The following is a 23,240-nucleotide window of genomic DNA, read 5'->3' as shown; positions in this document are numbered from 1 at the left end:
TGGGTTAGCCATGAGACCCTGGCGCTAAGCGATTCGCCGGGGTCTCACGCTTAACACAGTTGCCAGGCTGTGAAGACCCCGTCGGGAAGATAAGCTATGACCCTAGCGCTGAAACTTCGCCGGGTTCTCGCTCTTCATACAACTGTCTGGCTGTGAAGACGCTGTTGAGACAGAATGGATATTTTAGTGGTAGCTAGCTTCGCGCCGGGGTCTTCATCAAAAGCCGTTGTGGGTTAGCCATGAGACCCTGGCGCTAAGCGATTCGCCGGGGTCTCACGCTTAACGCAGTTGTCAGGCTGTGAAGACCCCGTCGGGATGAAAGATTATACCGTAAAGCCATTAATCATCTTTGCTTTCTTCCAGGTCGTTATGTTCATCGCCGCCCAGGCTGTAGTAATTATTTTCCTCATCCTCCTCACGAATCGCCTCATTTTCATCATCCAGCTCTGAGCCGGGAACATCAAGTCCGGCATCCATGCTTTCTTTGTTTTCATCATTGGGCGGCACCCTGTCTTCCTGTTCGTAAATATCTTCCTTACGCGGATAATGCGGATATCCCGGGAAGTCTTTATCATCTTCCGGACTGGGTTCCTGCTTTTTTATTTTCTTATCCATACCATCACTTTTAGGTTACTAAATGAATGCCCTTTACAAATTTCCTTAAAATTACCGGATGTTTCAAAGGTATTATTTGATTTTACTGTTGATGTAATCAACCTGCTCCTGTATGGCTGCTGCATCGGCAGCAACATTTTTCATGGCAGTTTTTTGATTGGCTATGGTTTTAAGCAGCACGTTATTTACAAAAGGGTAAATGTCTTGCTGGTAAGCAGCGGGTATCTGGTCGCGGAATAATACAAGCGCATCCGTTGCTTTTTTTACGGCTTCCGTATTCTGAAGCTGTATGGCGTAATAGGCCACAATGTTCGCGTTCTCTACTTTGGCCTGCCCAAAGGGTAAAGCATTATACCAGTTTAATACATAGTCCAGGTCTTCCACTTTACTGTTTTCAGCAAAAACGTTGCTGATCGCTTCAGCCAGCTTCCCTTTCGTTTTCGTGGCGGTTAATTTTTTTGCTTCAGTATAAGATTCGGGTTTATCTAACTGGTTCAGCGATAAGAGGGCGGCTCCCGCTACGCTGTAAGACGAATCGTTAACGCTTCTTTGTATCAGTTCTTTGTAGATCGGCTTATCATACAGGCTTAAAGCCATTAGCGCTTCTGCCCTCACTGTAGGTTCGGGATCGCCTTTGGCAACAATAAAGATGGTTGATTCAAGCGCCTGTTTTACGTTTTCTTTTGTCAGGTCTGCCGAATGGAGGGCAAATATTCTCAATTCAAGGTACCTGTCTCTTAAAGCGGTTTTAAGCAGATCTACTGCGGCTGTGCTGTCCTGTAAAGCAGCGCATCCGCTTATGGCCTCCCTTCTGTCAACATACGAACCAGCAACCGTATATTGGTGTATATAGTTGGCAAGCGATTTGCCTGTTTCTTTTTTCTCGCAGAGCAGTATTTTATCGCCGTCAAAATTTACGAGGTCGGGTTGGGCAGCCACGGTAAACGTGAAGGTCTGGTCTTTCTGATCAACCCAAACAGGATGACGTTTCTTTTCCTTTCCATTGTATATATCAATAGCAACCGGTAAAATAAACGCAGCCTCTGCCTGGGTTTGCTTTACCTGTACGGAAACCGTTTTGCTGCTGTCGTTGTACGAATAATCAATGGTAAGCTTAGGATGTCCGCTGCCAAAATACCATTGGTTAAAGAACCAGTTCAAATCGCGTCCGCTTATTTCTTCTAAGGCAAGGCGTAACTGGTGGGCTTCCGCACTATTGAATTTATGCGTGGTAAGATATACATTCAATCCTTTATAAAAAGCATCATCGCCTAAATAGTTTCTCAGCATGTTCAATATTCTTCCACCCTTCTGGTAGCTCACCAGGTCAAACATATCCTCCCTGTCTTTGTAGTGAAAACGGACCAATGGCTTCTTGGCATCTTCCGGGCTGCTGAGGTACTGCTGCATGTTTTTATAGTTTTCAGCATCTCCTGCGTCCTTTCCGTATTTGTGTTCATTCCACAGTACCTGGCTAAAATTGGCGAAAGACTCATTAACGGTAAGATTGCTCCAGCTTTTGGCGGTAACATAATCGCCAAACCAGTGATGAAAAAGTTCATGCGCTATCGTGTTTTCCCATGCGTTGCCATCAAGCAGCTGCCTCGAATCCTGCTGTGCGCTCTCCTGGTGCAGTGTGGCGGTGGTATTTTCCATAGCGCCGCTTACATAATCCCTGGCAGTCATTTGCGCGTATTTTGGCCAGGGATAAGATACGCCGGTAATCTTTTCAAAAAATGCGATCATCTCCGGTGTATTACCAAAGATTTTTTTGGCAACACCTGCGTACTCTTTTTCTACATAATAGCTTACTTCTTTTCCTTTATAGAGGTCTTTGATAACCGCGTAATCGCCGATGCCTATAAAAAACAGGTAGGGAGCGTGGGGAAGATCCATCTTCCAGTAATCTGTTCTGGTGCCATCTGCATTCTTTTGCTGCTGTAATAATTTACCATTGCTGAGGGTAACATATTTTGATGGAACAATAAGAAAAAATTCCTGCGTACTTTTTTGGTTGGGCTTATCAATGGTTGGGCACCAAACCGAAGTGCTTTCTGTTTCACCCTGCGTCCATATTTGAGTAGGCTTGTTTTTTTCTTCACCCAGCGGGTTGATAAAGTACAACCCCTTGTCATCTTTTATAGCTTCGCTGCCACCTTTAGCCAGCTCATTGGGCTTTGCCGTATAATCAATATAAATTTTATATTCTTCTCCTTTGCCGTATGTTTTATCCAGCCTGATATTGATCTGCAGGCCATCGTATGTATATTTTAAAGGTTTCGTAGCAGTGCGCTGCACTATGGCAACGGCTTTTATCTCCATTCCCTTGGCATCTAATACCACCGAATCCGTGCTGTAAAAATGAGGTTCTAAGGTAATCCACACTTTGCCATACATGTAAGCCTTTTCATAATCGAACCTGGCCTCCAGCTTGGTGTGCACCAGGTTAGTTAACTTTTCGGGTGCCGCCCGGTAAATGCCGGGTGAGGTATTGGTGCCGGGAACCGTTTGCGCATACAGTAGGGCCGGGAAAACGGCAATCAATAGTAAGCCTGATAATTTTTTCACGTTAAAAACGATTTAATAACAGAAATGAATTCAAATAACATACCTTTTATATATGCAATGCTGTAAAATGCCGGATTAACGATGGTTAGTCCGGGTATTATGCTAACAATTTACATTACACACATTATAACACAATAATACTAACATTTATTACGATTTATTAAAGCTGTAAAATTCCTGCATATACAGGAAATAATGTTTTTTTTACATGAATGGCAGCTATTTCATCTTTTGCAGTAGTTTTGTTAGCTGTTTAAGGATAACGCAAAGCGCGCCGGCGTAAGAAAATCTATAGTTTGCATGAACGTACTGCGGAAACTAGTTTTTATTTTTATGTTCTTTGTACTGGTTAAAAATGGTTTTAGCCAGGAGCAGTATTATATATACATACAATCGCAGAACCACCAATCCTTTTATAGCCGTATAGGCTCAGAAACGTTTACTTCTTCCGGAAACGGCTATTTACTCCTTCCCGGGCTTACAAAAAACACATATGAGCTTATAATAGGTTTCCCGGGAGCAAAAATATCCGAATGGCGCTTTAATTGTACGGTTAATGACACAGACCTCGGCTTTATATTGAAAGATGCGGGTGTGGCAGGAGTGCAGTTATTGCATCTTGACCAAAAAGGTACGCTAACGGGAAAGGTTGTGGAACAGCATATGGAAGTAAAGGCAAACATTGCTCCGCTGCCGGGCGTTATCAGTGATGATCCGTTTTCGGCTATGCTTGCCGGTGTGGTAAATGATCCCTCTATACGGCAACAGCTTGTAATTGTTGATAAAAAAACGGCGCCCGTGAATAACGATACTGGGGAATCTTCCATTACCGGTGCGGCACCTGCAGTACCGGTAAGCGTTAGTACAGACAATAACAAGCCCGCTGAGCCCGTTGCGTCTGCGGTGCTGCAGGAGGAGATTAAAACAAGTATTGCAGAATCGGAAACTAAAAAGAACGAAACTTTTGTTGTACGGGAAATAGAAAAAACAAACTCCGCTGAAGCGGAAAAGCTGGCTGCAACCGGAGCGGTTCAGAAAGGCGATAAGACCGTTGCAGCAAACACACAAAAGCAATATGAGCCGTTTGTAGTAAAGGAAGTTACGGAACCCGTTAATGCTGGGGCTAAAACAGAAAACGTTGGCGTACCTGCAGCAGCGCAAAAAAGGGATAGCGGTGTATTGGCCGCGGCAAAGGAGCAGGAACCTTTTGTGGTAAAAGAAGTAATTACGAAACGCAATGATGCCGAAACCAGGCAGACGGCTCATACTGCCACAAAAAAAGATGCAGACAATAATGAAACGGTAAAGTACCTGCCTTTTGTTATAAAGCCGGCTGATAAAACAGATAACAATGAAGCTGCTAAATCTTCGAATGCCCTAACAGAGAAGAAAGCGGATTCGGTGACAGCCGTTGCTGCTGAAAAGAAGCCGTTGCCACCGGTAAAAAGCGGGGATAATCCCGGGCAGGCTGAAAAGGATAAAACGGTAAAATCCGGAACAGAAATACCGGCTAACGGATCAGCTACTGCTACTCAGAAAGGGAAGCCCGCTCCGGACGTGCAAAAAGCCATATTATCTGCTGTTAAGAAAACATTAGAACGGAAAAGCAGAGATGGTGTTGACCTGATCTATGTTGATGAAAATGTAAACGGAGCGAAAGACACTATTCGCATCTTCATACCCGTGCTTAAATAATACATAAATAGCGTTACGTCAAGCAAATTATGACTGTATGTTATCGTAAAAGTGAGCAGTTAAACATGAACAGGCAATGGGGAATGTAATTCACCATTCACTTTTCACCATTAACACAGCACTGTCGCTGCATTAAAAAATACTATTGCTTAACAAATTTTGCTGTCAGCACCTGCCCGCTGCGCTGTAATTTTATTAGATATATCCCTGCTTTTAAGGTGTTGATGGAAACCATTCTTCCCGCAGTATTATTGCCTTCAAGAACGGATCTTCCTGTAGCATCGTAAATGCGGTAGGTTCCGGGTGCAGTTTGCTCCTCATCATTGAACCGGAGTGTAATAACCGATGAAGCGGGGTTGGGAAATATGCTCAAACGCGGACTGGCATCTGTTGGTTGCGGTTCGGGTGAAGCGCTGGTATTCCAGGGTTTGCTTAAAGCGGCGGAGTGCAGCAGGCTTTCCCGGGGGGCAGATACAGCGAACAGGTCATGTATTTTTTGTTTTTGTCCCGGTGTGAACATATGCAAGCAGGCATCATCCGAAAAATCCATGAAGTTCATGAACATATCTCCCGAAGAAAGCGGGTTGCAACTGTTGGCGGTAATTTGCGGAAAGGAAGGGCAGCCGCTGTTGTATGTTTTTTGGGGCGGCGTATCATCCACACCGTCATCGCCGCAATCCGTATCTCCCCAAAGATGTTTCAGGTTAAGCCAGTGCCCCACCTCGTGCGTGGTGGTTCTGCCTTTGTTGTAGGCGGTATTATTATTGCCCGAAAGGCCAAATACATCTGTGCGAATAACCACGCCGTCCTTTTCCGGCGAAGCGCCGGGAAAAGTAGCATAACCCAATAAGCTTTTGGTAAGATTGCATACCCATATGTTAAGATAATAACGGCTGTCCCATGCATCATTTCCATCCGATGCCGAAAATTTCATTTTATCATCCTGCTGCCAGGATAAGCGGTCTGTTCTTTTTCGAACGATCCCTGTTGTTGCCCGGCCTTCGGGATCTGTTTTTGCCAGTTCAAACTGTATGCTGCAATCGGCGGCAAAAGAAGCAAATGCAAGTGGGATCTGTGCGGTATCGGCATTCTGTTTCCGGAAATCGTTATTCAATATATTCAGTTGCGACAGTACCTGCGCGTCAGTGATGTTTTGTGCGGGAGTATTATATAAGATGTGTATTACAACAGGAATGGTAATAACGGGCATATCTGCCACGCCGGCGTCCTGCTCCTTTTTTGAAACGAAGGGGCGCAGCTTTGCCGCGTTCTCTATTTGATTATACCGCAGCCGTAATGCGGGATCATTATTCAACTGGCTTTGCCAGTATTCATTTGTTGCACAGTTGCGCTGGCCGCTAACCAGCAGGGAACTGCAGCAAACGATGAGGGTAAACAGAAAAAATTTCATGAGCTGATTTTTTATGATCAGCTTTTCAAGGTGATATTAAATTTAAAGGCAATAGCCGTACCGGCAAGGGCAAAGGACTATGCTTATCCGTATCTTTCGGTTTTTACAGAGGATGAACAGGTAATGGCAGATCAGGAGGAATTGGATCAGGCTTAGCCTGTATTTGTGGCGTGCGCTGTGGGGCAAAGTAATCTAATATTTGCAGCATATACAACTTTACCGCGATGGTTTTCGATGGTTTGCTGGTAATTGACGGTTAAAAATATGGGTTATCCACCACACATCATGCTCAAAACTTTATTTTTGCAGCAATTGGTTATGATATGATAAAAAAAACATCCCTTTTCGTTTTTTGTATGGCTTTGTTCTGGTCATGTAACAATAGCAGTTCCTCCGGCTCGGGGGTAGATGTTCCTGTAAACAATATCCCTCCGCCCTCACCCGTGAGTTACACCTTACTGAATATCTATCCCCACGATACAACGGCGTTTACGCAGGGGCTTGTGTTTCACAACGATCATTTGTATGAAGGCACAGGACAAAAAAAGGCTTCTACCCTGCGTAAAGTAGATTACAAAACCGGGAACATTCAAAAAAAGATTGATATAGACCCTGATCTGTTTGGTGAGGGCATTACTATTTTAAACGACACCCTTTACCAGCTAACCTGGCAGGACCATATTGTGCTGGTGTATAGTCTTAAGGATCTAAAAAAGGTAAGAACGGTATACTGGAACAGGGAGGGCTGGGGGCTTACGCACGATAGTACCCACCTGATCATAAGCGACGGTACGGATAAATTATATTTCGTTCGGCCCGGTGATTTTAAGCTGATGAAGATCGTATCCGTATACAACCACCTTGGCCCGGTAAACAATCTCAATGAGCTGGAATATATAAACGGTTACGTATATGCGAATCAATGGGAAACAAACTATATCCTGAAAATAGATCCTTCTTCAGGATGGGTAGCAGGCATACTTGACTTTACAGATGCGCTTAAAAGGTTCGCGAATATTAATTATGATAAAGAAGCCGTGCAGGAAGGCGCAGTGCTGAATGGTGTGGCATGGGATGCTGCAACCAGCAGGATGTTTGTTACCGGCAAGCTGTGGCCGAAAGTATTGGAGGTGAAGCTGAATTGAAGTTTGTAGTTTGATAGTTTATGGTTTATAGTTACGTTGAAGCGTACATCCTGATAGCTAATAAATCCGAAGCACAAAGCTCGAAATCCGAAGCGGATGTGGCAACCATAAACCACAAACAATAAACCGTAAACTAAAAAAATCTGAAGCGGAATGCAATCTCAAACCCGCCTGCCGGACGGGCAGGTATTAAATTTCAAATTTCAAATCCTTCAACTGACATCTCGCCATTTAAGTATTCAAACCTATCGTTAGTAGTATCCCACTGATACCTGACTGCTGATAGCCGACACCTCTCTGCATATGCTATGATTTTCTCATGCGGTATTTTTTAGCCACTTTCGGGTTATTGAAATACTTATCCAGCTCTTCAGGTGAATCGCCAAATTCAACAACAGGAACCTCTATCAATTGTAATTGGATCTGCTTTAATTCCTCCCTTAGCTTTTGGCTTTTATTAATCAGTTCCGGATCTTTTTCACCTACCAGCACGTTATTCTGGAGCAGGTAGTCTAAGCGTTTAATGCTGTTACGTACAAGCGTTGCAGAATTTTGTTCCTCTTTTTTAACAGGCGATACCGATTCTTTTACCGGCACCATCGCCACGCCAACACTGGGTAATATTTTACCGGCAGTTTTTTGTCCGTCTGTTGGTAAAGATGAAAATACGGTTCCTCCCAGCGAAGAAGCCGCTGAGGTAAGATCAAAGGTAGTGCGGGCGCCGCGGGTTGATTTTATCTTTTTATCCAACTCCATAAAAGTGGCTTTCAGGCGGTTAGAATAGGCCTGGATACTTCTTACGATCTCATTGTATTCGAGTACCTTTTGCGGGTAATTGATATTTTCTTTCACTACGATCCGGATGGTTGCCGTATCCCGCACATTAAATTTATTGGCCCCCACAAAATTAACGATCACTTCTTTTTGCTTGTCTTTATCGGATGGCTTAACAAAGCCAAACGGCGGCGACCATTTAAAATCATCTCCGCATTTGGTTACGGTTCCAATGGTTTTAATCGGGTAATTACTGGTCATCGTAATATTTTCGATAGGGAAATTCCCGTCTTCACACTGCACTTTAAAGCTAACACTGTCACCCTCATCTACATACAATATGTTGTTAACGCTCGGTTTTATTTTAGAAGGAATGATCTCTGTATTAAAAAACAGCAGAGTAAAAGAAGTATCTATTTTATCTTTAGGGTCATCCAAGTTCTGCACACCCAGATCTACCTTGTAATCCAAATCGTATTTGAGCCTGCCGGAAAGGAAGAATGCCTTTTCAGCCTTGAAGGTTAAGAGTCCGCTGTTTCGCTCAATCTTAAGTCCCACCGGAGAATTTTTCAGGAACCAGTAATACTGCGATTGATCTTTGTTTATATCCAGCTTATATTGCAGGGTGGAATCCACATGCAGGGTAATATAAGGGTTCAGGTTCCTTATTCTCAATACCGAATCTTCCTGGGGAATAGTGCGAAAAATAGTATCGGATTTAGCCGTGTCTGTTTTCAGCGAATCTATGACCTGTGAAAATGACGGGAGAGCAAAACCTATCAATAAAACCAAGATGAACGCAAACTTATTATTGATCAATTTGCTGGTTTTTTAGAGGGTTAAAAAATTAAGTAGCGCAAATTTAATGCTTTATTTCATACATCACTCAAAGTACAGTGCATAATCGCACAGGGCAGGAATATAATAAACACCTGAATGTTAATGTTTTCAAAAAAAGGCTGACTACAAAGAGCCAGCCTGCTTCAAAACCAATGCGTACATTATTCTGTATAACAAAATCCGAAACTATCATTTACTGAATATCTATCTGCTTGGTAACAGCCTGCGCTTCCGCTTTCTTAGGTAAAAGCACTTTTAATATACCATCTTCATATTTACCCTGAATATTATCGGAATCAATTTTATCACTTATGGTAAAACTCCGTTTAAAGCTTTTGTACTTAAATTCCCTGCGCACTGTTTTGTAATCATCGCTTTTGGTTTCTTCTTTTTGTTCATAGGAAATGGTCAGTAAACCATTTTCAACTTTAAGTTTAATGTCTTCTTTTTTTAATCCGGGTGCATTGAGCTCAAGGTGATAGGCTTCATTGGTTTCATGAATATTTACGGGCACGCTGTTGTATTGAACCGCGTTGTCGTCTTTACCCAGGTTTGTCCATTCATTCAGCCATTCATCCAGGAAGCTGCCGTATGCTTTTTTTGCCGGGGATCCGTTTACTTTTACGAGTGTCATAGTTTGTTATTTTAATCGTTATTAATTTTTGTTTATACAACAGACAATGATCAAACAGTGTTCCACCCGTAAAAAGATGAACTATTTGCAGTAAATGGCACTTAAAATAAATTTAGTAAGACATTCTGTCTCTATTTTATTATATTTAATGACAATATGTCGCTTCATTTAATGAAGAAAGATTTGCCTAACTTTGCAACACTGAAAATTAATCAACTAAAATATTAAAGCAATGTATCCCGAAGAAATTGTAATACCAATGAAGGAGGAGTTAACCGATAATGGTTTCAATGAGCTGTTAACTCCCCAGGAAGTAGAGCAGGCTTTGCAGCTCAAAGGCACAACGCTGGTAATGATCAACTCTGTATGTGGTTGTTCTGCAGGGAGCGCAAGACCGGGTGTATTGATGGCAGTAGCCAATGCAGCCAAAAAGCCCGACCAGCTTACCACCAGTTTTGCAGGTTTCGATATTGACGCGGTTAAAACATTAAGAGAGCACCTGTTGCCTTACCCGCCATCGTCTCCCGCAATAGCGCTTTTTAAAGATGGTCAGTTGGTGCATTTTATTGAACGTCACCAAATAGAAGGCAGGCCTGCTCAATTGATAGCCAGTAATCTTATCGCAGCTTTTGAAGAATACTGCAATTAAATTATTTCATTTACCTGTACTGTCCCGTTCCCTAGGAACGGGATTTTTTGTGCTGTTTAGCATGGGAGAAATATAATGCTTTGTTATAATGCCTGCATATCCGGTTCTTCATGTATGTTTTTCTTTCCGTCGTCTTTTTCCTTTGCGGGCTTTGCGTGAAACCCGATGTGGGTTTAAAATATCAGGCTTATTTTATTTCAATCCATATTTTTAAACTAACATTGTGCCTTATAAATCTAATGGCAAAGCATGTATCCCAATCTATATTTTTTTATTAAAGATACTTTTGGAACGGAGCCGTGGGCGTGGACAAAATTTGTAAATGCTTTCGGTTTTTTTGTTGCGATCGCTTTTATCCTTTCTGCTATGGTGCTGGCCAAAGAGCTTAAGCGAAAAGAAAGAGAAGGGCTGTTGTTCCCGGTTGAAGAAAATATTATTATAGGAAAGCCCGCTTCCCTGCAGGAATTATTAATGAATGCTTTATTAGGTTTCCTGGTAGGCTATAAGGCCTTTGGTATATTTCTTAACAGCGATCAGATACCTCCGCAGGAGTATATTTTTTCGGCCAAGGGAAGCTGGGGTGGCGGTATTATACTGGCATTGGTTTTTGCAGGTTTAAAGTATCGCGAAAAAGCAAAGCAAAAGCTTGCGAAGCCCGAGAAGCGGAAAATACGGATATGGCCGCACGAAAGAGTGGGCGATATAACTATATATGCCGCTATTTTTGGATTTATCGGCGCCAAGCTGTTTGATAACTTTGAAAACTGGGACAGGTTCATACAGAACCCTATTGAGAATTTATTATCGCCGAGCGGACTTACCTTTTACGGTGGTTTAATTTGCGCTACCATTGCAATTTTATGGTATGCCCGCAAAAAGAAGATCAGCATCCGGCACCTGGTAGATGCCGCTGCTCCTACCCTGATGTTGGCCTATGCCCTGGGGAGAATTGGTTGCCAGGTTAGCGGTGATGGCGATTGGGGGATATTAAACAGCGCGTATGTTACCAGCGCTTCAGGTAAAGCTATAGAAGCGGGCCCGGGAGATTTTGAAAAGGCGCTCAACACCCATAAAACAATATACCTGAGCGAATTTGGAACAGACAGCATACCACGCATACCTGTAAAAGCGCCGTCTTTTCTTCCCACATGGACGGTGGCATATCCTTATCCCCATAACGTAAATGAACAGGGATTTCAAATAGCTGGCTGTGAAGGCGACCATTGCAACGCCCTGCCCGTACCTGTTTTCCCCACGCCATTTTATGAGATCATTATCTGCCTGATTTTATTTTTGGTGCTGATGGCTTTACGGAAAAAAATAACCATTCCGGGTCAAATGTTCGCCATTTACTTAGTATTGAATGGGTTGGAGCGATTTTTCATCGAAAAAATCCGTGTAAATACTAAGTATGACCTTCTCGGATTTCATCCTACACAGGCCGAAATCATCTCTACATTGATGATCATAGCCGGAATAGCCCTTTTCTTCTATGCAAAGAGGAATACAGGTTCAGCCATTCCTGCAAAAGCTTAGAATGCCACTAATACACGAATGAACGCGGAGATATTAGTAAGCCGGTGCATAATTTTTCTGCTATCCGTCAACTTATCTTGATAGTACTATGCATTACCAAATATCATTGATTTAAGCCATTCATTGTAAAACTATGTACTATGCATTGCAAAGTACCATAGGTTTGTCTTGTAATTGTTTACAAGAAAATAAAAACTGCAATGAAAAAAATATTTCTGCTGTGCGCAGTAAGCTGCTTCAGCATCCTACTACAGGCACAAACACAAGCTGTTTCAAAAATAACAGGCACGGTTAAAAATGATGGAAAAGGTATTGAAGCTGCCACGGTAACACTTTTAGCGGCTAAGGATTCCGCTGTTATTAAAATTGAAGTAACAGATAAGAATGGAAAATTTGAGCTGGCCGCACCCGGGGCAGGTAAGTTTTTAATGCTGATAAGCGCCGTGGGGTTCGAAAATAAATATACGGCTCCTTTTGCTGTTGTTTCGGCAGGAGATGCGGTTCAAACCGGTATTACAGACCTGACAGTGCAAAGCAGGGATATGAAAGCCGTGGTAATAACCGCGAAAAAGCCGCTGATCGAACAAAAGATAGACAAGCTGGTAGTAAATGTAGATGCGGCTCCTACCAATGCCGGGGCAACCGCCATGGAAGTGCTGGAAAAATCGCCGGGCATAACGGTAGATAATGATGGAAACATCAGCCTGAAAGGAAAGGGCGGCGTAACGGTAATGATGGATGGTAAGCCCACTTATCTTTCTGCAGCCGATCTGGCCAATTTGCTTAAGAATACCCCCGCTTCCGCTATAGACCAGATAGAGATCATGAGCAACCCCTCTTCAAAATACGATGCGGCAGGCAATTCAGGGATCATCAATATTAAAACAAAAAAGAGTTTGAAGATGGGGCTGAACGGGAGCATAATGACAGGCGCCACTGCAGGATTTTTTCCAAAAGACGGTAATGTATATGTGCAGCCCAAATCGCAGCACAGCCTGAATTTTAATTACAGGAAAAATAAGATCAACCTGTTTGGCAATTATAATCCCAACTTCAATAAACGCAGAAATGAACTCACCATTTCGCGGAAGTTCTATAATGAAGACGGAACCTTAAACGCTTCAGCGGTATTGGGTACCGATTTTACCGGAAAGGGCGATAATCATAGTGTTAAGCTGGGCGCCGACTACTACATCAACGATAAAAATGTACTGGGTGTGGTATTTACGGGGTTTGGCTTTTTTGGAGATTTCACCCCTTCCACCATATCTAATATTTACAACCCCAACGGCAGCCTGCAATCAGGGCTGTATTCCACTGCAGACAATAACATTAAGTTCAGGAACTATACCGGAAATATCAACTATAAGCACAGCTTCGACAGTTTGGGCAGGGAATTTACCATAGACATAGACTATGTGAAATATGATAATGTTTCCAATATGCTGTTAACCACAAACGTAACGGATAAGTGGGGCAACACCATGGGCGATCCTGTACTGCTGAAGGGACATCTTCCTTCCAATATTGATATCTATTCTTTTAAATCGGATTATGTGCATCCGCTTAAAAATAATTTCAGGATCGAAACCGGTATAAAAGCAAATTACGTTAAAAACAATAATATCGTTGATTACACCCGCTATGATGGTGAAGAATGGGCAAAAGATTTTCGCTCCAATCATTTTATTTACGAGGAAAATATCAATGCGGCATATATCAACGTAAATAAGAAGCTGAGTGAAAAATGGAGTGTACAGGCAGGGTTAAGAGCAGAGAACACCAATACAAAAGGGTACCAGGTAACGAATGATTCTGCTTTTAAAAGACATTATACCAATTTATTTCCAACGGCATTTGTAAGCTACGCAGTAAATAAGGATAACCAGCTCACGTTGTCGTATAGCCGCAGGGTGAACCGGCCGAATTACCAGGATTTGAATCCTTTCATTTATTTTCTCGATTCATTAACCTATCAAAAGGGCAATCCCTACCTGCTGCCGCAGTTCAGCCATAATATCGAGCTGAGCCATTCCTTTAAAAGTAAATTCATCACTACGCTTAATTACAGCAAAACAACAGATGTGATATCACAGATATTGCGGCAAAATACGGATGAGAAGACTACATTTCAAACTACCGAAAATGTATCCGAATTCCGCAATATAGGACTGGCCGTTACCGCCCCCTTTAAATGGGCGCCATGGTTCAGCACCAATGTTTTTGCAAACCTGTATAACAATCAGTATAAAGGAATATATAACGGAACGCCTATTGACGCCTCTAATACGGCGTATATGATAAACCTTACCAACAGCTTCACTTTGGCTGAGGGGTTTTCGGCGGAGCTAAGTGGCTTTTACCGGTCGGAAGGCTTGAATGGCTTACTGGTAATGAATGAAATGTACCAGATGACCATAGGCCTGCAAAAAAATATTATGAAGGGAAAATCAACGGTACGGCTCAATTTCCGCGATCCTTTTGGCTGGCAAAAATTTGGCGGGTATATGAAGTACGGAGATGTGGATGTAACGGTAAAGAACCGCTGGGACACCCGCCAGGTTACGGCAAGCTTTACCTGGCGTTTTGGAAAAAATACGATAGCGCCATCGCGCAAAAGGGCAACAGGTGTGTCGGAAGAGATCAACAGGGTGGGCCAGGCGAATTAACAGGATTGGAAATGAATTCAGCACCAATCTCAAATTTCAAATCTCAAATTTCAAATTATCTAAAAGGTTAGTTTCTCATGTTTTGGTTTTAGATCCCGCTGTTCCCAGTGGGATTTTTTTTGGCGTGAACCGGCAGTTGTTTAATAAACCGCCAATGCCTGCACATGCTTTATCTTTGAAGCAAAATAATCGGCACCATGGCGTATAAAAATCAGCAGGAATTTATTGATGCATTAGAAAGGGCAGGAGAGCTGTTAAGAATAACAGCGTATGTGGATCCAAAGCTGGAAATGGCAGAAATTACAGACCGCGTCAGCAAAAGCGGGAATGGCGGTAAAGCATTGCTGTTTGAAAATACGGGTTATGATCCTGCCAGCCGACAGGCAGGTTTTCCGGTGCTGATGAATGCCTACGGCAGTGAAAAAAGAATGTGTATGGCTCTTGGCGTAAACCGCCTTGATGATATTGCCGGGGAAATTGAAAGTTTGTTTAAGCTGCTTACCAAACCCAAAGAAAGTATATTAGATAAGCTCAACCTGCTGCCCAAGCTCAGCCAGTTTGCATCGTGGATGCCTAAGGTAAAAAGCGGGCGGGGCGCCTGCCAGGAAGTAGTAATGCAAAATCCCGATCTTGGAAAATTGCCTGTTATTACCTGTTGGCCCAAAGATGGCGGGCCGTTTATTACATTACCCGTTATTCATACCAAAGACCTGCAAACAGGGATCCGGAATGTGGGCATGTACCGCATGCAGGTATTTGGTCCAACCCTTACCGGCATGCACTGGCATAAGCATAAAGTATCGGCAAAACATTACAATGGGTATAAGCAGGCCGGAAAGCGCATGCCCGTTGCCGTTGCCCTGGGCGGAGACCCGGTATATGCTTATTCCGCTACCGCCCCGCTGCCTGAAAATGTAGATGAATATATGCTGGCGGGATTTTTACGGAAGAAAAAAGTAGAGCTGGTAAAATGTCTTACCCAGCCTGAGCTGGAAGTGCCTGCCGATGCAGATTTTATAATTGAGGGTTATGTTGATCCGTCCGATGAATTAATATGGGAAGGTCCTTTTGGCGATCATACGGGCTACTATTCGCTCCCCGACTGGTACCCGCGTTTTCACGTTACCTGCATCACCCATAAAAAAAATCCGGTATACCCCGCTACTATAGTAGGCATACCACCCCAGGAAGACGCCTGGCTTGGCAAAGCCACCGAAAGGATTTTTCTTGCGCCCATTAAAATGACCATGGTGCCCGAGATCATAGATATGGAAATGCCGGTAGAGGGAGTTTTTCACAACCTCGTTATTGCCAAAATAAAAAAGGAGTTCGCAGGACAGGGGCAGAAAGTAATGTATGCCATGTGGGGCGCCGGGCAAATGATGTTCAATAAAATACTCGTTATAGCCGATGAGCTGGCTAACATACAGGATTATAAGGGCCTGGCACAGCAGGTATATAAGAATCTTGACGTATCGAGGGATGTTTTTTTTGCTACCGGTCCTATGGATGTGCTGGATCATAGCTGCAGTAAAATGGGCTTTGGCGGAAAAATGTGTATTGATGGCACCCGCAAGTTCGAAGAGGAAACAGATAAGCAATACCAATTGCAACCTGCAGCGCAAAAACTTCAGCAAAAAAACTTTTTGGATCATTTCCCTGAAATAGCAGGCGTGAATATTGATTTACCGGAACTGGATATTCCATGCCTGATCATTGCAGTTAAAAAAAACAAAACCGGGCATGTAAGAGAGCTGCACCGGCAAATTTGTTCAACAGTGCCGGGCATAGAAAATATTAAAATGATCTTATATGTGGAATATAGCGTTGATCCGGGTAATTTGCCGGTAGCCCTGTGGCGGTTTTTCAATAACCTGGATCCTAAAAGAGATAATATCCTTTTTGAGCAGGCTGCAGCCGCTGAGCCGGGGAAAATATTTGCCTGTTTAGGGCTTGACGGCACACGGAAGACCAAAGAGTGGGATGGTTTTGACCGCGATTGGCCCAATATTATCGTTGCCGATGATGCCACGATAGCAGCGGTTGACAAAAAATGGGAAACATTGGGTATTGGTCCGTTCCTTTCTTCACCCTCCCTGCAGTATAAAAGCCAGATGTACGGAAACGAAGCGGTAGTGGAAGACTTATAAAGTGAAAGTGAATGGTTTGGGCGGCTATAAAAAATTGAGGCTCATGGAAATGAGCCCCCTTTAGTTTCAACCCTAAACCCTTGAGAAAGATGTAATTGATATCGCTAAGATTATGCCAAACTCTTAAAAAAAGAAATATTTTTTATTTATTTATCAAATAAAACCATCCGGTAAGTTGTTACACTTAGTATTTTTCGAGGTTGCTAAAGAAAAAGCTGCCTTCTATCTGCGCATTTTCATTGCTGTCGCTTCCGTGAATAGCGTTTCTCCCTACATTTTCAGCAAAAAGCTGGCGGATGGTGCCGGCATCGGCCTTTGCGGGATCGGTTGCGCCGATCAGTTTGCGAAAATCTTCCACGGCATTATGCTTTTCAAGAATAGCAGCAACAAGTGGTCCGCTGCTCATGAACTCCACCAGCTCACCATAAAAAGGCCGTTCCTTATGAATGGCATAAAATTCCCCGGCTTTTCCGGCAGAAAGTGAGGTAAGCTTTAAAGCCACAATGCGAAATCCGGCCTTAATAATTTTGTCTATGATAGCTCCTGTATGTCCGTTTGCAAAAGCATCCGGCTTGATCATGGTAAAAGTAATATTGCTCATATTTTTTCTTTAGGGCAGCAAAGGTAATGGTTTAGCCTGTTCAAAACGGAGAGAAAGCTTCAACATTTGTTAATACTGATCTCCATTCCGGGAAAAAAGATTTGACTGAATGCATATTATAATTGATTTTTGCGGCTTTGTATGAAACCCATCCAGGAGATTTATCCATTATTACATACGCCGCGTAAAATAGTTGTTACCATGCATCAGAAGCCTGATCCTGATGCTATGGGTTCTTCTTTAGCGCTTGCAGGAGTATTGGCTCAGATGGGGCATGAGGTTACGGTTATTTCACCTACCAATTGGCCCGACTTTTTGAAATGGATGCCCGGTTCAAAAAAAGTGATTGATTTTGAAGCTGCCAGGGAAAAGGGTAATGCTGCTTTGGAAGCGGCAGAGTGGGTGTTTTGTCTTGACTTTAATGCTTTATACCGTACAAAGCACATGGCGGCAAAGCTTTCAGCGCTTAATTGTATTAAGATTTTGATTGACCATCATGAGCAGCCGGAAACAGCGGCTTTTGATTATGGCGTTAGCCTCACGGCTAAAAGCTCCACTTCGGAGATGGTATATGACTTTATTAAGGCTTCGGGTAATGACGGACTGATTAGTGAAGATGTTGCGGCCTGCCTGTACGCCGGCATCATTGGGGATACGGGTTCCTTCCGTTTCCCGGCTACATCGTCCAACGTGCATGAAATGGTAGCCGATTTAAAACGGAAAGGGCTGGAGCATTCCATCATTCATGAAAATTTGTATGATAATTTCTTAGAAGACAGGTTAAGATTTATAGGGCATGTATTATTGCACCGGATGGAAATATTTTATGAGTATAACGCGGCGCTCATTGCCATACCCAAAAGTGATCTCATTAAATTCAATGTAAGAACGGGCGATACGGAAGGTTTGGTGAATTACCCGTTAACCATACAGGGTATCAGGCTGGCAGGATTGGTTATAGACAGGGATGAAGAAAGAAAATGGTCGTTCAGAAGCAAAGGCGATGTGGATGTAAATACCTTTGCACGGAAATATTTTAACGGGGGTGGCCACTTTAACGCTTCCGGCGGCAGAAGCGCCGATTCGCTTCCAACTACGGTGCAATTATTTAAAAAAGCAATAAAAGAAAACGCATCACAATTACAATAATCACAAAGTATGAAAAAAATAACATGGATAGGATCCATAGTGGCAGTAGCTTTTGGATTGAGTTCCTGCAGCAGCGGAAGCGGAACGTATAAAAAAACAGCAAGCGGAATGGAGTATAAAATTATAAGCAACGGCAAAGGGGCTCCCATTGCCTATGGTGAGGTAATGAAATTTCATTTTGCGCAAAAATACAAGGACTCCACAATGAAAGATACTTACAGCCAGCCGCCGCAATACCAGCCTGTAGACAGTACGCAATTGCCGCCTGAGTATTATGGCATATTTAAGGAAGTAAGAAAAGGGGATAGTATTGTTACCCGCATTCTTACCGATAGCGTATTTAAAGGCGGGATGACCATGATGCCCCCCGAATTTAAAAAAGGAGAATACCTGCTGACAACTTTTAAGATACTGGATATTTTAAAAGCTGATAGCGCGCAGGCAGACTTTGCCAAAGAAGTACAGAAGTTCCAGGAACAGGATTCTATACATGCCATTGCACAGAAAACAAAAGATGACAAAATTTTACAAGATTATATTGCCGCCAACAATATAAAAGCCACCAAAACAGAGGAAGGCACTTATGTAGAGATACAGCAGGCCGGTGGGGAACCCGCTAAGAACGGGCAGTCTGTCTCTGTTAAGTATACCGGCAGATTCTTAGATGGCGAAGCGTTCGACAGTAATGTAGACAGTTCCTTTCGTCATACAGAACCATTTACACTTACCTTAGGTGCCGGCGGCGCTATTAAAGGATTTGACGATGGTTTAAAGCTGTTAGGCAAAGGAGCGAAAGGCAGGTTATTCATTCCTTCGGTGCTGGGCTATGGCTCACAGGGTTCGGGCAAAATAAAGCCCCATACGAACCTCGTGTTTGAAATAGAGGTATTAGACGTAAAAGATGCCCCGGCTCCGCCCCAGCAGTTACCTGCACGTCCTTCCGTTGCTCCTAAAAAGTAATAAGAAAAAGGGAGAGATAGTGCAATTATGCTTTTAGGCTATCGTGAAAAGTGAGCGCCCGCCCGCCTGCCCGACTGAGTCATTCAGGCGGGGCTGAATGCTATTCGGACGGGGATAGAGGTGAATAGGCAATAGTGAATCTCACTATTCACCAAAAAATATACAAGCGGACAGGTTACCCCGGTAGCCTGTCCGTTTTTCGTTTAAAATAAATTGGCAGCAAAAAAAGCAGGAAATGAGAAATAAATACGTAAATTGTAAAACGATTTACATAATATGGCTGGTAAAATTACAATAAGCATTGATGCGTTTACGGAGCAATCTATTAAAGCATTAGCCCGGAAAAGAAAAATGACCGTTTCGGGTCTTATAAGAGAGTTTGTGCGTACAGCTTCGAAGAAGGAAAAAATTGATATTGATGAACAAGGTTTGGGTACTTTGCTCAAACCGTCTTCCTCCGTTCAGGAATTGCCCGTATTGGATTATAAAACCTTATTGGGAATGATCAGGGAGGAAAAATTTAAAGCCGGCAAATGATTGTTTTCGTTGATACTAACATTTTTTTGGATGTTCTGTTAAACCGGGAAGGATTAGCAGTGGATTCAGAAAATGTTTTAAACAGATGCTCAAAGCCTGGATACAGCATGTATACATCTTCTATGTCGTTTACTAATATCACTTATTTCCTTACTAAATACAGGCAGGGGGAAGCTAAAATTTTATTAGAAGCATTATTGAAAAAAGTAAATATAGCTCACACAAGGTCAAAAGATTTTCAGAAAGCCCTGCAAAGTAATTTTCACGACCTGGAAGATGCCTATCAATATTATACGGCTTTACAAATCCGGGGAATTAAATACTTTATTACACGCAATATTAAGCATTATAAACATTCGGTTATTAGCGTGGTCACTCCCGCAGCATTTCTTTCAGCTACACAGGAGAAGTAAAAGGGAATTGTTGTTAAGATGCTATACTCTTTTGTAAACCATAAAAAGCGCTATAGCTTCCTTTGCCTCCTTTACATCGTGCACCCGCAATATATTGGCGCCGTTCATCAGGGCAATGGTATGTAAAACCGTAGTACCGTTCAAAGCCGCTTCAGCCGTTGTGTGTAATGTTTTATATATGGTTGATTTGCGTGAAAGTCCAACCATTAAAGGACGTTGAATGATCTGCAGGGCAGGGAGCGATTTAAGCAGCGAAAAATTATGTGCAATGGTTTTTCCAAAGCCAAAGCCGGGATCAATAATAATATCATGAATGCCGGCTTTCCTGCACTGGTCAACCTTGCCGGCAAGATAATCCAGCACGGTAACGGATACATTTTCATACTGCGGATCTGTTTGCATGGTACGGGGTGTGCCCTGCATGTGCATACAAATATAGGGCGCCTGTAGTGCCGCAACGGCGGGAAGCATCGCCTCGTCCATATCGCCGCTGCTGATATCGTTTATAATAGAAGCTCCGGCCTGTACCGCGGCTTTTGCTACATCGGATGAATAGGTATCAATAGAAATAACGGCATCCGGGAACTGCTGCATGATGCGTTCAATGGCGGGAGCCGTTCTGTCTGTTTCCTCCTGCACACTAATCCTTTCACTGCCCGGCCGGGTGCTTTGTCCGCCAATATCTACAATGTTTGCACCCTCCGTTATCATCTTTTCCGCCAGCCGCAAAATTTCATCTGCATGCTGCTTCCTGCTGGCTTTATAAAAAGAATCGGGTGTGGCATTAATGATGCCCATAACCCATGGCTGATCCATCACCAGCAAACGTCCGTTGCAGTTTAAAGTGTACATTATTGGTTTTCGGCTTATTTTTGGAACTTCAGTTAAATCGCAAAAATAGTTCATCCCATATTAAATGAGCAGCTATATAATGACTACTATTCAGGAGTACGACAATGCAGTAAAACAATGCAGGGATATTTTTTTAAAGAAAACAGCAGATTATGGCACCTCGTGGCGGGTTTTAAGAACCATTTCCATCGTTGACCAGATCTATATAAAGGCTAAGCGTATTCGTACCATACAGGAAACAGGGTCGCAGAAAATTGATGATGATATTGCATCGGAGTTTAAAGGCATCCTGAATTACGGGGTGGCCGGGCTTATGCAAATGGAGCTGAAAGCAGAAGCGGCGGAAGACATGGATGTGCATGCCGTACAGCATTTATACGATAAGGTAATGGCCAATGCAAAGGCGCTGATGGAAAATAAAAACCACGACTACGGGGAAGCGTGGCGGGAGATGAGCCAGGAAAGCTTTACCGATCTTATTTTATCCAAGCTGCTGCGCATCAAACAAATTTTGGCCAACAAAGGACAAACCCTGATCAGCGAAGGCATTGATGCCAACTATTATGATATTATTAATTACGCGGTTTTTGCATTGATCCTCATCAGCGAGGGAAAGCATTGATGGCGTATTTGGTTTTATTCGAAATCTTCAGAAAAGCCACTCTCAAAATCAGTCCATACCTTTGTTTATCGCTTGCCTGCCTTTAAATATTTATAAAATCTTTTCATATACATGTTAGATATCATTATAGTTGGTGGCGGTCCTATAGGGCTTGCCTGTGCGCTGGAAGCCCAAAAAGCGGGCTTACAATATTGCATCCTGGAGAAAGGTTGTTTGGTTAATTCCCTGTATAATTACCCGTATAATATGACTTTCTTTTCTACCTCCGAACGGCTGGAAATAGGAGGGATCCCTTTTGTGTCTATATCGGTTAAGCCCACCCGAAACGAAGCCCTGGAATATTACCGCCGTGCCACGCTGTCCAATCACCTGAATGTGCACCTGCAGGAAGAAGTGAAATCCATTAACAGCAGGGATAATGTATACGAGGTAATTACTGCAAAAGCAACCTACCATACCCGGTACATTGTGCTGGCTACAGGCTTTTACGACAGGCCGGTGTTAATGAATATACCGGGCGAAGGTTTACCCAAAGTAACTCACTATTATAAAGAGCCCCACTTTTATGCTATGCAGAAAGTGGTAGTGGTGGGCGCCAACAACTCCGCGGTAGACGCGGCGCTGGAAACTTTTCGCAAGGGTGCCGAAGTAACCATGGTGATCAGGGGCAGCGAAATAGGCAAACGGGTGAAATACTGGGTGAAGCCGGATATAGAAAACCGTATTGCCGAGGGAAGCGTTAAAGCTTTTTTCAATTCCACCCTGGCGGCTATTTATGAAGACAGGGTAGATATACAAACGCCTGCAGGGATCGTTACCATACCCAATGATTATGTAATTGCTACTACGGGTTACCAGCCCCAGTTTGATTTTTTGCGCAAAACGGGTATTCATTTATCGGATGATGAAAAGCTGCGTCCCGACTATAACCCTGAAACCATGGAAACCAATAAAAAAAATATTTACTTAGCCGGTGTGGTATGTGGCGGCATGGATACGCATAGCTGGTTCATCGAAAATTCAAGAGTGCACGCCACTATGATTGTGAAAGATATTTTGAAAAAGGAAAATCAAAACTGCCAATAGGCAATACAGAAGCTTCTTTCCTCAGCATGACAAAATCCGAAGTCTCAAATCCGAAATCCGATGGAGATACAAAGCATCAAGAACCAAATCACAAAAAACAAATAAATCTCAAATGGCAAATTCCAACCGTCTCCGCCATTGGGAGATTACCTACTGCCGGTAGGCAGGCTTCACCCTTTTAAAATTATTACACCTCATTCATTCCCGTTTAAGGTCTCATTATTCTTTTGGCGTTTTTAAGTTGCCGCCTTATCTTTGCCGCCCTAAACGATCAAAACCGGCCCCGTAGCTCAACTGAATACCTGCCTGCCGGCAGGCAGGGAGTATCTGACTA

General features: G+C 43.1%; 19 protein-coding genes. 12 read left to right on the top strand and 7 right to left on the bottom strand.

Features of this window, described 5'->3' with window-relative positions:
- Nucleotides 1–339 precede the first annotated feature (339 nt).
- Together PLE34_RS14035 and PLE34_RS14030 are read right to left on the bottom strand one after the other, a co-directional pair.
- The gene (locus PLE34_RS14035) at nucleotides 340–615 is read right to left on the bottom strand and encodes a hypothetical protein (protein WP_324557965.1); all 276 of its coding nucleotides are present in this window, start codon (nucleotides 613–615) and stop codon (nucleotides 340–342) included.
- Nucleotides 616–687: 72 nt separating this feature from the next.
- On the bottom strand, nucleotides 688–3,183 hold the full coding sequence (locus PLE34_RS14030) for a M1 family aminopeptidase (RefSeq protein ID WP_324557964.1): 2,496 nt from the start codon (nucleotides 3,181–3,183) through the stop codon (nucleotides 688–690).
- Between the two features lie 300 nt (nucleotides 3,184–3,483).
- Between PLE34_RS14030 and PLE34_RS14025 the strand changes: the two genes are divergently transcribed.
- Nucleotides 3,484–4,878, top strand: a complete 1,395-nt coding sequence (locus tag PLE34_RS14025; RefSeq protein WP_324557962.1) for a hypothetical protein — start codon at nucleotides 3,484–3,486, stop codon at nucleotides 4,876–4,878.
- Between the two features lie 142 nt (nucleotides 4,879–5,020).
- On the opposite strand, the gene PLE34_RS14020 is transcribed toward PLE34_RS14025, so the two are convergent.
- Nucleotides 5,021–6,289 (bottom strand): M43 family zinc metalloprotease, encoded by a 1,269-nt coding sequence (locus PLE34_RS14020; RefSeq protein WP_324557961.1) that lies wholly within the window; start codon nucleotides 6,287–6,289, stop codon nucleotides 5,021–5,023.
- Nucleotides 6,290–6,612: 323 nt separating this feature from the next.
- Between PLE34_RS14020 and PLE34_RS14015 the strand changes: the two genes are divergently transcribed.
- Entirely contained in the window at nucleotides 6,613–7,434 is an 822-nt protein-coding gene (locus tag PLE34_RS14015) for a glutaminyl-peptide cyclotransferase (RefSeq protein WP_324557959.1), read from the top strand.
- A gap of 306 nt (nucleotides 7,435–7,740) precedes the next feature.
- Here PLE34_RS14015 and PLE34_RS14010 read toward each other — a convergent pair whose 3' ends face one another.
- Nucleotides 7,741–9,027, bottom strand: a complete 1,287-nt coding sequence (locus PLE34_RS14010; protein ID WP_324557957.1) for a hypothetical protein — start codon at nucleotides 9,025–9,027, stop codon at nucleotides 7,741–7,743.
- A 214-nt stretch (nucleotides 9,028–9,241) separates the two neighbouring features.
- Entirely contained in the window at nucleotides 9,242–9,682 is a 441-nt protein-coding gene (locus tag PLE34_RS14005; protein WP_324557956.1) for an Hsp20/alpha crystallin family protein, read from the bottom strand.
- A 232-nt stretch (nucleotides 9,683–9,914) separates the two neighbouring features.
- On the opposite strand from PLE34_RS14005, the gene PLE34_RS14000 reads away from it, so the two are divergent.
- From PLE34_RS14000 to PLE34_RS13985, 4 genes are all read left to right on the top strand, one after another.
- Nucleotides 9,915–10,331, top strand: a complete 417-nt coding sequence (locus PLE34_RS14000) for a BrxA/BrxB family bacilliredoxin (RefSeq protein ID WP_324557954.1) — start codon at nucleotides 9,915–9,917, stop codon at nucleotides 10,329–10,331.
- Between the two features lie 249 nt (nucleotides 10,332–10,580).
- The gene (locus tag PLE34_RS13995; RefSeq protein WP_324557953.1) at nucleotides 10,581–11,867 is read left to right on the top strand and encodes a prolipoprotein diacylglyceryl transferase; all 1,287 of its coding nucleotides are present in this window, start codon (nucleotides 10,581–10,583) and stop codon (nucleotides 11,865–11,867) included.
- A gap of 200 nt (nucleotides 11,868–12,067) precedes the next feature.
- Nucleotides 12,068–14,536: a TonB-dependent receptor domain-containing protein gene (locus tag PLE34_RS13990; protein WP_324557951.1), complete on the top strand. Its 2,469-nt coding sequence runs from the start codon at nucleotides 12,068–12,070 to the stop codon at nucleotides 14,534–14,536.
- A gap of 197 nt (nucleotides 14,537–14,733) precedes the next feature.
- The gene (locus PLE34_RS13985) at nucleotides 14,734–16,686 is read left to right on the top strand and encodes a menaquinone biosynthesis decarboxylase (RefSeq protein WP_324557949.1); all 1,953 of its coding nucleotides are present in this window, start codon (nucleotides 14,734–14,736) and stop codon (nucleotides 16,684–16,686) included.
- A 184-nt stretch (nucleotides 16,687–16,870) separates the two neighbouring features.
- Here PLE34_RS13985 and PLE34_RS13980 read toward each other — a convergent pair whose 3' ends face one another.
- On the bottom strand, nucleotides 16,871–17,287 hold the full coding sequence (locus PLE34_RS13980; RefSeq protein ID WP_324557947.1) for a nucleoside-diphosphate kinase: 417 nt from the start codon (nucleotides 17,285–17,287) through the stop codon (nucleotides 16,871–16,873).
- A gap of 141 nt (nucleotides 17,288–17,428) precedes the next feature.
- On the opposite strand from PLE34_RS13980, the gene PLE34_RS13975 reads away from it, so the two are divergent.
- From PLE34_RS13975 to PLE34_RS13960, 4 genes are all read left to right on the top strand, one after another.
- Nucleotides 17,429–18,436 carry a DHH family phosphoesterase gene (locus PLE34_RS13975; protein WP_324557946.1) on the top strand — a complete coding sequence of 336 codons (1,008 nt, stop codon included), beginning with the start codon at nucleotides 17,429–17,431 and terminating at the stop codon, nucleotides 18,434–18,436.
- Between the two features lie 9 nt (nucleotides 18,437–18,445).
- On the top strand, nucleotides 18,446–19,396 hold the full coding sequence (locus tag PLE34_RS13970) for an FKBP-type peptidyl-prolyl cis-trans isomerase (protein ID WP_324557944.1): 951 nt from the start codon (nucleotides 18,446–18,448) through the stop codon (nucleotides 19,394–19,396).
- A gap of 276 nt (nucleotides 19,397–19,672) precedes the next feature.
- The gene (locus PLE34_RS13965; RefSeq protein WP_324557942.1) at nucleotides 19,673–19,933 is read left to right on the top strand and encodes a hypothetical protein; all 261 of its coding nucleotides are present in this window, start codon (nucleotides 19,673–19,675) and stop codon (nucleotides 19,931–19,933) included.
- Nucleotides 19,930–20,346, top strand: a complete 417-nt coding sequence (locus PLE34_RS13960) for a type II toxin-antitoxin system VapC family toxin (RefSeq protein WP_324557941.1) — start codon at nucleotides 19,930–19,932, stop codon at nucleotides 20,344–20,346. The genes PLE34_RS13965 and PLE34_RS13960 overlap by 4 nt, the downstream gene beginning before the upstream one ends.
- 21 nt (nucleotides 20,347–20,367) lie before the next feature.
- Here the strand turns inward: PLE34_RS13960 and folP are convergent, their stop codons facing one another.
- On the bottom strand, nucleotides 20,368–21,198 hold the full coding sequence (gene folP / locus PLE34_RS13955) for a dihydropteroate synthase (protein ID WP_324557940.1): 831 nt from the start codon (nucleotides 21,196–21,198) through the stop codon (nucleotides 20,368–20,370).
- A 64-nt stretch (nucleotides 21,199–21,262) separates the two neighbouring features.
- On the opposite strand from folP, the gene PLE34_RS13950 reads away from it, so the two are divergent.
- The gene (locus PLE34_RS13950; protein WP_324557938.1) at nucleotides 21,263–21,820 is read left to right on the top strand and encodes a DUF1599 domain-containing protein; all 558 of its coding nucleotides are present in this window, start codon (nucleotides 21,263–21,265) and stop codon (nucleotides 21,818–21,820) included.
- 111 nt (nucleotides 21,821–21,931) lie between these two features.
- A complete protein-coding gene (locus tag PLE34_RS13945; protein ID WP_324557936.1) occupies nucleotides 21,932–22,906 on the top strand; it encodes a YpdA family putative bacillithiol disulfide reductase in 975 nt (324 codons plus the stop codon).
- The last annotated feature ends 334 nt before the right edge of the window (nucleotides 22,907–23,240 follow it).

The organism is Agriterribacter sp. (assembly GCF_035445465.1).
In the GTDB taxonomy this organism is placed as follows: Bacteria; Bacteroidota; Bacteroidia; order Chitinophagales; family Chitinophagaceae; genus Agriterribacter.
Note: the sequence above shows the minus strand (reverse complement) of the source record. Positions and strands in the feature narration are given on the sequence as shown.

Bases quoted from the DNA above. Each gene is read 5' to 3' on its own strand.
- PLE34_RS14035 (WP_324557965.1), bottom strand. From the start codon at position 615: ATGGATAAGAAAATAAAAAAGCAGGAACCCAGTCCGGAAGATGATAAA.
- PLE34_RS13990 (WP_324557951.1), top strand. From the start codon at position 12,068: ATGAAAAAAATATTTCTGCTGTGCGCAGTAAGCTGCTTCAGCATCCTA.
- PLE34_RS13995 (WP_324557953.1), top strand. From the start codon at position 10,581: ATGTATCCCAATCTATATTTTTTTATTAAAGATACTTTTGGAACGGAG.
- PLE34_RS13970 (WP_324557944.1), top strand. From the start codon at position 18,446: ATGAAAAAAATAACATGGATAGGATCCATAGTGGCAGTAGCTTTTGGA.
- PLE34_RS13975 (WP_324557946.1), top strand. From the start codon at position 17,429: ATGAAACCCATCCAGGAGATTTATCCATTATTACATACGCCGCGTAAA.
- PLE34_RS14015 (WP_324557959.1), top strand. From the start codon at position 6,613: ATGATAAAAAAAACATCCCTTTTCGTTTTTTGTATGGCTTTGTTCTGG.
- PLE34_RS13980 (WP_324557947.1), bottom strand. From the start codon at position 17,287: ATGAGCAATATTACTTTTACCATGATCAAGCCGGATGCTTTTGCAAAC.
- PLE34_RS14000 (WP_324557954.1), top strand. From the start codon at position 9,915: ATGTATCCCGAAGAAATTGTAATACCAATGAAGGAGGAGTTAACCGAT.
- PLE34_RS14020 (WP_324557961.1), bottom strand. From the start codon at position 6,289: ATGAAATTTTTTCTGTTTACCCTCATCGTTTGCTGCAGTTCCCTGCTG.
- PLE34_RS13985 (WP_324557949.1), top strand. From the start codon at position 14,734: ATGGCGTATAAAAATCAGCAGGAATTTATTGATGCATTAGAAAGGGCA.
- PLE34_RS13965 (WP_324557942.1), top strand. From the start codon at position 19,673: ATGGCTGGTAAAATTACAATAAGCATTGATGCGTTTACGGAGCAATCT.
- PLE34_RS14025 (WP_324557962.1), top strand. From the start codon at position 3,484: ATGAACGTACTGCGGAAACTAGTTTTTATTTTTATGTTCTTTGTACTG.
- PLE34_RS13945 (WP_324557936.1), top strand. From the start codon at position 21,932: ATGTTAGATATCATTATAGTTGGTGGCGGTCCTATAGGGCTTGCCTGT.
- PLE34_RS13950 (WP_324557938.1), top strand. From the start codon at position 21,263: ATGAGCAGCTATATAATGACTACTATTCAGGAGTACGACAATGCAGTA.
- folP (WP_324557940.1), bottom strand. From the start codon at position 21,198: ATGTACACTTTAAACTGCAACGGACGTTTGCTGGTGATGGATCAGCCA.
- PLE34_RS14005 (WP_324557956.1), bottom strand. From the start codon at position 9,682: ATGACACTCGTAAAAGTAAACGGATCCCCGGCAAAAAAAGCATACGGC.
- PLE34_RS13960 (WP_324557941.1), top strand. From the start codon at position 19,930: ATGATTGTTTTCGTTGATACTAACATTTTTTTGGATGTTCTGTTAAAC.